The organism is Mesorhizobium sp. M0909 (assembly GCF_040319515.1).
GTDB lineage: Bacteria > Pseudomonadota > Alphaproteobacteria > Rhizobiales > Rhizobiaceae > Mesorhizobium.
This window is the reverse complement of sequence record NZ_JAMYOA010000026.1, coordinates 57,703-64,766: the sequence shown is the minus strand read 5'-3', so window position 1 is coordinate 64,766 and position 7,064 is coordinate 57,703. Positions and strand designations below refer to the sequence as shown.

The following is a 7,064-nucleotide window of genomic DNA, read 5'->3' as shown; positions in this document are numbered from 1 at the left end:
AACGCATACCCGGCGCGGACTGGCTGCTGCAGGGCCACACGGTCTGCCGGCGTTGCGGCTACGCCTATTATGGCAAGCGTGCGCCCGGTGCTTAAACACGTTCCTAATCTTCTTGTGCATGATGATGCCCGGGCTATCGGGAGTTGAGCTAGTCGGCGTTTGAGGGGTAGATCCGAGAGTACGGAAGCGCTGCCCCGTTCACGCGTCGATGACCCCTGATTTTAGTGCATTTACAACCGCAACCGTCCTGCTACTGCACCCCAATTTGCGCATGGAATTTTTTAAGTGAAATTTAACAGTATTTTCAGAAATACCGAGGATCGTCCCTATGTCTAAGGATGATTTACCTCTCGCAACCCAGAGCATACATTCCTTCTCTCTGGTAGAGAGACTAGTGACCGGTTCATTGCAACCCCACCTACCGAACAGACTGATGCTCAGGTGAAAATGTAATGCCGTCAACTCTAACAATGTAACAATTTTGCTTGGGATCTCGTGATCAGTGCGTTTAGCAAAGCTCACTATTGCAAAACTGTCGTTCGGGCCGTGTAAGGGAACGGTAACTCCGGATCTCAGGCCGAAAGTTGCAGCTTCGTCAAAAATGCGTCGCTCATTTTCGGTGGTGTTTGCGTCAGCGTACACATCGGTCCATCGAAGCGCCCCTAGTCTATGTTTAGCTTTTTTTATGACCGGATCTATCTTGCTATAATCCATATCCCGATATCGCTTCTGCCATTCATTTGGATAATTTAGCATTGTCGTCGGAGCGCCATAGAGCGGATCTGAAGTTTTGGAACCATGTGCTAGTGGGAGATAAGCCGCCCATGAGCAGTCAAACTTCTGCGAAAATGTAATCATCAGATCGAACAACTTTCGAGGATGGGCAACACCATAAGTCTGATCAAGGTAACAGCCGAACTCAATCATATCGCCGCGGTTAGTGAATTGCGTTGCACGCCAACAAGAGGACTCTTCGTATACTCTAGTTGTTTCCCCTGGAACTATTCTGGCCGGAGCTGATGGCGAGCGATCCATGGGCGTCTCCCTTATAGTCTTGCGTGTTTTGGCTACCGCGCACGTAGCTGTATCGGCAAAAGGTGCCGTCTTGGCGCGCAGTCGGTCGGCAGTTTTTGCCGGCCCGCATCAACGCTCAAGATTCGTGCCAACTGTCGCAGGATGCCAATCAGATTATATGTGCTGTTTGATCAACGATTTAGCTACATCCAGCTAGGTCTCGCCCGAACAACTCTGCTGTCGCACACTAGACAACACCAAAAGCCTTCACCGCGCGTCTCGATCAACAAGGCAGGATTCGGACTTCCCGTTTCGAAGACACACACATCGACCTGAAGGCGCCTTGCTTTTTGCGCCCGCTCAGACGGACGTTGTGCTTCACCCCGAAATCGGGCGGCGGAAATAGCGTACGGAACCACTCAAGAACTGCCCGTTCATATTACTTCGGCGTCATTCTGGCAGACTTCCTCCAGTCAGCAGCTAACGCCGGCGATTGACCCGAAAAGCTCGATGAACATCACGAACGGCGTCGCGCCAAGATTTCAATCTTAGCGTTTGGCGCTACTGTTAGTACCTTGTTTGCTAAAATATTCACCGGGTTGGTCGAAAAGAATGCAGCGCTTCTGCTAGGCGGTAAACCCAAACGCGACGCACTGATTCATTTCCCACATTGGCTAACTCACTCCGCTGTTGTTGCCTTCGCATAGCCCGTCCGCCTTGACGACAACATCAAAGTCGAGCCCGCGAATATAGCACTTTGCAGATTCGGGCCGGTCGAAGACCGGGAAACGCGCCGTCTTCACGTTGTACCGCTGCAGAAGCGACTTGGTGTACGCTTCGCTTGCTTCTAGTCGAGTTGCAGCACGATCTGGGCCAATTGTGGGGATCCCGTTGGTTTTCAAGAAATTCCCATAGCGCGTCGATGTGAGAGACTGAGAGACAAAGACTAAGTCTCTTGCACGGGCTTGCCAAAATCGTACTGCAGATACCGGATCGCTTAGCGAAATATTGGGGACGGAGCAGATGCGCTCGCCAGCAACTGACCGGTTTCCCGGCCCATAGAAGTCCCGTACGGAAGGGGCGCTCCGCTGGAAGAGGTCAGCTATCGTGTGTCCTCTCCCTGTCGAGTCGATGAGCTGCACATTGCAGCTGGGATTGGACATGCCTTCCTCCTTCGTTGTCCGATGATAAGCACGGCGAGGATCCTGAGCTCCTTCAGGCGATCGTCACCATCGACGACAACCTCTCCTCGGCAGTATCGGACGAGGCAATCATCGCCCTGACCGACGATGGCATTGACGAACTGAAGCAAATGCTTGCCCATGCTCGCCGTTCGACCGACGAATGGAACGACTTCCTCGACAGCTTTGTCGACGATGATGAGCTCATCGCGCGCATCAAAGCAAAATCTCCGCGGTAACAATCGGCCGGTTTTCAGGAGCAACCGCACGCATTACCAACTCGTCGTCTCGACACGTCGGGCTGTCAGTTCCTCCTCATGAGATCCCTGACGATCATCATCACCTCTCAAGCCGCCGTGTTCATTTGTTGCCGATCACGCTATCGATAGCGTCCTCGAGGATGTCGAGACCTTGGTTAAGCTGATCCTCGCCAATGACGAGAGGTGGCAGGCTGGCCGATGGCTGGCACATATTGGGGATCGCAATCGCTGAGTCGCCGAGATTGGTGGCAGCAAAGTCGGAACCCAGACAAAATGATCGGTGCTGCGCCCAAGCAGCCTTTTCGCAGACCGTAAAGGGGCGCCAGCGGGCCGCCAGCGCGCGCTGGCTTTCGAGGGCCAGCAACTCGCCTTGAGCCTTCAGGCGGCCTGCTGGCACAGGCAATTTTCGCTTGCGGGCCGACAAGGCGATTCGACCACACTTTAGCCGGCCGCGCACACAACTCGCTTAGTGCCTCGATCATCTGTCGCCCTAACCGAGCCTTGTTGGCGCGTTTGTTGCACTGACTGAATTTCTCGAATAGGTAACTTCAGCACCACTAGGAGATTGACTATGACAGACGACGCCGATGAACAGGCACCAGCCGATCTCTTGGGGCTGACGGCTGATATTGTGTCAGCTTATGTCCAGAAGAATGCTACGCCTGCGGCTGGTCTCCCGGCGCTGATTGCTAGCGTCAATTCTGCTTTGTTGAGCCTTAGCCAGCCGGTCGCGGCACAGCAACCAGCGCTTACTCCCGCGGTCAATCCGAAGAAGTCGGTGTTTCCTGACTACATCGTCAGCTTGGAGAACGGCCGCAAATTCAAGTCTATGAAGCGCCACTTAGGTTTGCTCGGCATGACACCTGACGAGTACAGAGCCAAGTGGGGTTTGCCGAAAGACTATCCGATGGTTGCAGCGAGCTACGCAGCACAGCGATCCGCCCTTGCCAAGTTAATCGGTCTAGGTCGCAAGGCGGGCGTAAACGTGGCTCCGATGAAAGCATCGGGAAAGCCGAAAGCCAAAGCCTAAACACCCGTGGTTGTGGAATTTCTGGACTCCGTGCCCTAACGGACGCATTCTCGCTCTGGGGAATGCGATGGGGCGTGTCAGCCGCTCGTCAAGCCGCGCCAACGCTTCACGGCCATGGTCAGCCCGCGCGGCACTGACGAGTATGTTCGGATCATACAACTGCCTCTCCACGTCCCTTTGCTCCGCGTCAATGCGGAGCTTGATCGGATCGGCGTCGATGCCGCTTTCGAGGTCGGCGATCTCGCTGATTGCCAGTCCGCATATTAGCGCCAGCTCCTCAATTGCTGCAGCCTATCGAGTCCCGGATCGCTCTGACGACGTTGGCGCCGGCGTCGACCGCGGCCGTTTCGGTTTCGGGGACAGCGTAATCTTTGCCGGAATAGGACATGGCAATCCATTGATCGAAATCGGGCCCAGTCTGCGACCTGCAAATTTTCTCCAGTCCGGTCTGCGGAAGGAGGCAGCAATGGCCTCCCCTCAATGATTTGCCAAGCCTGAAAAGCACGGCCGCGATTGGGGGCCGTGCAGCGGCGACGCGACGACGCCTCTCGCGTGACAATGGCCACTTTCGACCCTGCGAGACGACACGCACCGCAGCCTGGCCGCAACACTGCCAGGACCAAACGACTCGGCAATAGCACGGTCGTGCCGGTCGCACGCCGGCGTGGCAGACGATCTTATCGCGCGCACAGGAGCTATCAGAGGATCCCCCACGCCCGGTAGCGTCCCCTGCCCGTGATCTCGCGCAGGCCGAGTTCCGCGACGAGATTAAGCGCCCCACGCGTCGTCACCTTCAGGTCCTTTTCGATCATCGCGCTGGAGGACGAGCGGCCGCGCAAGAACGAGGTCGACGAGTTGCGGCAGCTTCGAATGTCCCCGCCGGCCGCGCAGGCGGCGCCCCATCTGCTCGCGGCAAGCATCAGCCGATCATGTTCTTTCAGGCCGGCGACGGCCGCTTCAGTGACGCCCTCCAGAAACCCGATCAGCCGCGCCGCCCCATCTCGGGCGCCGCCTTTCGCGCAGAATGGCGCCCAGCCCCCCTTGCCGAGCTGCTGGGCCGGCCGCCGGCGTTGCGGACCCGAGGCCCGATGCTGGTCGGGCCCTATGCCAACGGCAAGACGATGATCGCGGAACGGTTTGCCGTCGAGCATCTGAAAACCACCGAGCAGCAGCGGGAGTGGGTGGTCCAGACGCGTGAGGGTGCCGGCCTAGCCCATTTCTATGGAAGCATTCTGCAGGTATTACGCGCTCCGGTCGGCAATGGCCGGGATGTCGGCCGCAAGGCCGAACAGATCGATCGTCTGCTCGACAGTTTGAAGCCGAGGATCCTGATCTTCGACGAATTCCACACTGCGCTGCGCGGCCGGTCGCGGGACGTCGAGGCGGTTCTTGCATGGCGTCGCGTGTTTCCTGCTTCGTGCATGGCTGCGGTTTGCGGGATCGATGTCCCGCCTGCCACGCCGGGATTGTCGCCCCCGATCAGGCCGACCTGATCCCGCAGCACTTCTGCGCCCGCTGCGGCTTCGATCTGCGCCGGGCTCCGAAGGTCTCGGTGAAGACGGCGGCACGGCGCCTGGAACGCTCGATCGACGACATCTGCAAGGTGGAGATGGCCAAGGGATCGACGACGATCGGCGACCTGACTTCGCGCCTGCTGCGCGCGCCCTATCATTGCCGGCGTCTCATTGGGGAAGACGCTGACAAACCTGTCCACGTCCTCGCGTATCCGCTGCTTGGAATGGCTCGCGGACAAGCCCGCCGGCTGGTTGACGGCAGATGAGGACGATGCGGTTGTCGGGCGGCGTCGGTGTATTCTGGCTGCAGGCGGCCATGACCGCTTGATCGCTCACCTTGCGGATTTCATGGACAGGCATCAAGGATCGCCGAGCTCGGTGCGGTCGCCCCCGCCCGGCGCTAACCTTGGGGCTCTGCTCGAGGCCTACTCGCGCGCCACCGCCGGCGGGATCAGAACGAAGCGCCGTCGTGTTCTTGCGATCCTGCACGGATAGAGTCCGGCCGACCCATGGTGAGGAGATTCTATTCATCACCGACGCTGCTTGCTTCTTCTTCCTCGTCACTGGAAAAACCCGGCATGATGTCACCCGGCGCCGCGCAGATGGCCGATCAGGTCGCGGCTGATCTCCTTGCCGAAGAAAGACGACAGTTCTCCACGCGTGATCGGCTGGCAGTAGGCGATGCACATCAGCACCAGCACCTCCGACTACCTCAGATCGGCCGCCCGTTCGCTGCCGCCGACGGCCGTGCCAAATGCACTGCGGATGGCGTCGGCATAGGCCAGCCGCGTCCGGTGCCGAAAACCGCCGGCGACGGCGACCAGGTCGTAGGGGCGACCGCGCAGTTCCTCGCGGATGTCGTCGATCAAAAGATCGATGCTGCAGCTCTTGCCGACGGTGCGCGCCAGTATTTCGCGGCTGACCGGTTCACTGGCGGCGAAGATCGTTGCCTCGACGCAGTTCATCCATTCGCGCCAGCGCACCTCCGGCGGCAGATGATCCAACTCCCGGTCAAACAAATGGTCATTTGAACGACCGTCGCGTGGCCGACCTTCGCCTCTTCTTCCCTTGCTCTTCGCGCTCGGCGCCGCCTCCGACATCGCCTAAAGCCCGTAGATGCGGAACGTCATGCGGCCGGACAGCGAACAGCCGGCGCAGGCCACGGTCGCTCATCGCGGCCTTTTTGTCCCCGCGTGACGCGACGAGTGCGTCGTCGGATAGCAGCTGTTCGACAATAGCGTCCGCACCCTTTGCCCTCAACTTCGGCGCGATGGCGAGCAGGCGGTCGGCGCGGCGCTCCAGCTCGACCGACAGATCGATCGCCCGCAGTGCCGCGCGAGCCTGGGCGGCAAGCAGAGCTTTCGCACGCTTGGTTTCTGTCTCAATGCCCGTCACCGGAGAGCTCGTTGCCGATCGACGCGGGCGAGCGCTCATGCCCAAGAACGCCTCGGTGCCCAGTAGCGGGACGGCATGCTGCCAGCCCAGCTTTTGGGCGAGTAGCGCGTCGGCAAGCCACGGTCCCATGGCGCGTGGCAGGCCGTGGCCCTCGACGGCCGCGTAGGCGCCGGTCAGCGGCCCGACCGCGCCGTCGGTCGGGGCGAGCCGCCGCAGCGCGTCCGCCAGATCGCTGACCGCCGCGCCGTCGCGGACTCGACCGAATTCCTCCAATACCGCAGCGAGACTTTTCGTCGTCAGAAGCTCCTCTGCGGGCCGCGCTGCCAGCCGGCGCCAGCCGACGAGCAAAAGACCGGCCGGGCCGATGTCGCCGCCGGGGCGGGTGAGGAGCAAGGAATCGCGCAGCGCCGCTTCATCCTCGACGCGCCGCGCCTGCCGCGCCTGCCGCGCCGGCGGCCAGGGCAGCATCCTCAACGGTTTGCGCCGCCTCGACGCCTTGCGCAGCCAGCTCGGCACGGCGACAGTCGGAGCGGCCGCGGCGGCGCCGGGCGGCTGGACTGCGTGGCGCGGGAAAGGTTTCGGGTGCAGAATCGTCGTCGGCATGATGATTCATTGCGGCGCTTATTACCACACAAATGGCAGAAATCCGCCGCACCTGTCGCGGGACCAT

Annotated in this window: 7 protein-coding genes and 3 pseudogenes; 4 read left to right on the top strand and 6 right to left on the bottom strand. The window is 60.0% G+C overall.

Features of this window, described 5'->3' with window-relative positions:
- Positions 1 to 198 precede the first annotated feature (198 nt).
- Both NKH83_RS28155 and NKH83_RS28150 read right to left on the bottom strand, forming a co-directional pair.
- Entirely contained in the window at positions 199 to 1,035 is an 837-nt protein-coding gene (locus NKH83_RS28155) for a LuxR family transcriptional regulator (RefSeq protein ID WP_352808287.1), read from the bottom strand.
- A 653-nt stretch (positions 1,036 to 1,688) separates the two neighbouring features.
- Positions 1,689 to 2,177 (bottom strand): hypothetical protein, encoded by a 489-nt coding sequence (locus NKH83_RS28150; RefSeq protein WP_352808286.1) that lies wholly within the window; start codon positions 2,175 to 2,177, stop codon positions 1,689 to 1,691.
- Positions 2,178 to 2,191: 14 nt separating this feature from the next.
- Between NKH83_RS28150 and NKH83_RS28145 the strand changes: the two genes are divergently transcribed.
- On the top strand, positions 2,192 to 2,434 hold the full coding sequence (locus tag NKH83_RS28145) for a hypothetical protein (protein WP_352808284.1): 243 nt from the start codon (positions 2,192 to 2,194) through the stop codon (positions 2,432 to 2,434).
- 121 nt (positions 2,435 to 2,555) lie between these two features.
- Here the strand turns inward: NKH83_RS28145 and NKH83_RS28140 are convergent, their stop codons facing one another.
- Positions 2,556 to 2,879: a hypothetical protein gene (locus NKH83_RS28140; RefSeq protein WP_352808283.1), complete on the bottom strand. Its 324-nt coding sequence runs from the start codon at positions 2,877 to 2,879 to the stop codon at positions 2,556 to 2,558.
- Positions 2,880 to 3,026: 147 nt separating this feature from the next.
- Here NKH83_RS28140 and NKH83_RS28135 point away from each other — a divergent pair, with 147 nt between their 5' ends.
- Complete coding sequence (locus NKH83_RS28135; protein ID WP_352808282.1) at positions 3,027 to 3,485, top strand: Ros/MucR family transcriptional regulator; 459 nt, start codon at positions 3,027 to 3,029, stop codon at positions 3,483 to 3,485.
- A gap of 698 nt (positions 3,486 to 4,183) precedes the next feature.
- Here NKH83_RS28135 and NKH83_RS28130 read toward each other — a convergent pair.
- A pseudogene (locus NKH83_RS28130) lies at positions 4,184 to 4,526 on the bottom strand (helix-turn-helix domain-containing protein); the annotation flags it as partial.
- Here NKH83_RS28130 and NKH83_RS28125 point away from each other — a divergent pair.
- Both NKH83_RS28125 and NKH83_RS28120 read left to right on the top strand, forming a co-directional pair.
- A pseudogene (locus tag NKH83_RS28125) lies at positions 4,526 to 4,888 on the top strand (TniB family NTP-binding protein); the annotation flags it as partial. The pseudogenes NKH83_RS28130 and NKH83_RS28125 overlap by 1 nt on opposite strands.
- Entirely contained in the window at positions 4,879 to 5,265 is a 387-nt protein-coding gene (locus NKH83_RS28120) for a hypothetical protein (protein ID WP_352808281.1), read from the top strand. The pseudogene NKH83_RS28125 and the gene NKH83_RS28120, both read left to right, overlap by 10 nt.
- Before the next feature lie 321 nt (positions 5,266 to 5,586).
- Here NKH83_RS28120 and scpB read toward each other — a convergent pair.
- Positions 5,587 to 6,099, bottom strand: a pseudogene (scpB, locus tag NKH83_RS28115) (SMC-Scp complex subunit ScpB); the annotation flags it as partial.
- Positions 6,023 to 6,997, bottom strand: a complete 975-nt coding sequence (locus NKH83_RS28110; RefSeq protein ID WP_352808280.1) for a DUF1403 family protein — start codon at positions 6,995 to 6,997, stop codon at positions 6,023 to 6,025. The gene NKH83_RS28110 and the pseudogene scpB, both read right to left, overlap by 77 nt.
- Between the last annotated feature and the right edge of the window lie 67 nt (positions 6,998 to 7,064).

Bases quoted from the DNA above. Each gene is read 5' to 3' on its own strand.
- NKH83_RS28155 (WP_352808287.1), bottom strand. From the start codon at position 1,035: ATGGATCGCTCGCCATCAGCTCCGGCCAGAATAGTTCCAGGGGAAACA.
- NKH83_RS28150 (WP_352808286.1), bottom strand. From the start codon at position 2,177: ATGTCCAATCCCAGCTGCAATGTGCAGCTCATCGACTCGACAGGGAGA.
- NKH83_RS28135 (WP_352808282.1), top strand. From the start codon at position 3,027: ATGACAGACGACGCCGATGAACAGGCACCAGCCGATCTCTTGGGGCTG.
- NKH83_RS28120 (WP_352808281.1), top strand. From the start codon at position 4,879: ATGGCGTCGCGTGTTTCCTGCTTCGTGCATGGCTGCGGTTTGCGGGAT.
- NKH83_RS28110 (WP_352808280.1), bottom strand. From the start codon at position 6,997: ATGCCGACGACGATTCTGCACCCGAAACCTTTCCCGCGCCACGCAGTC.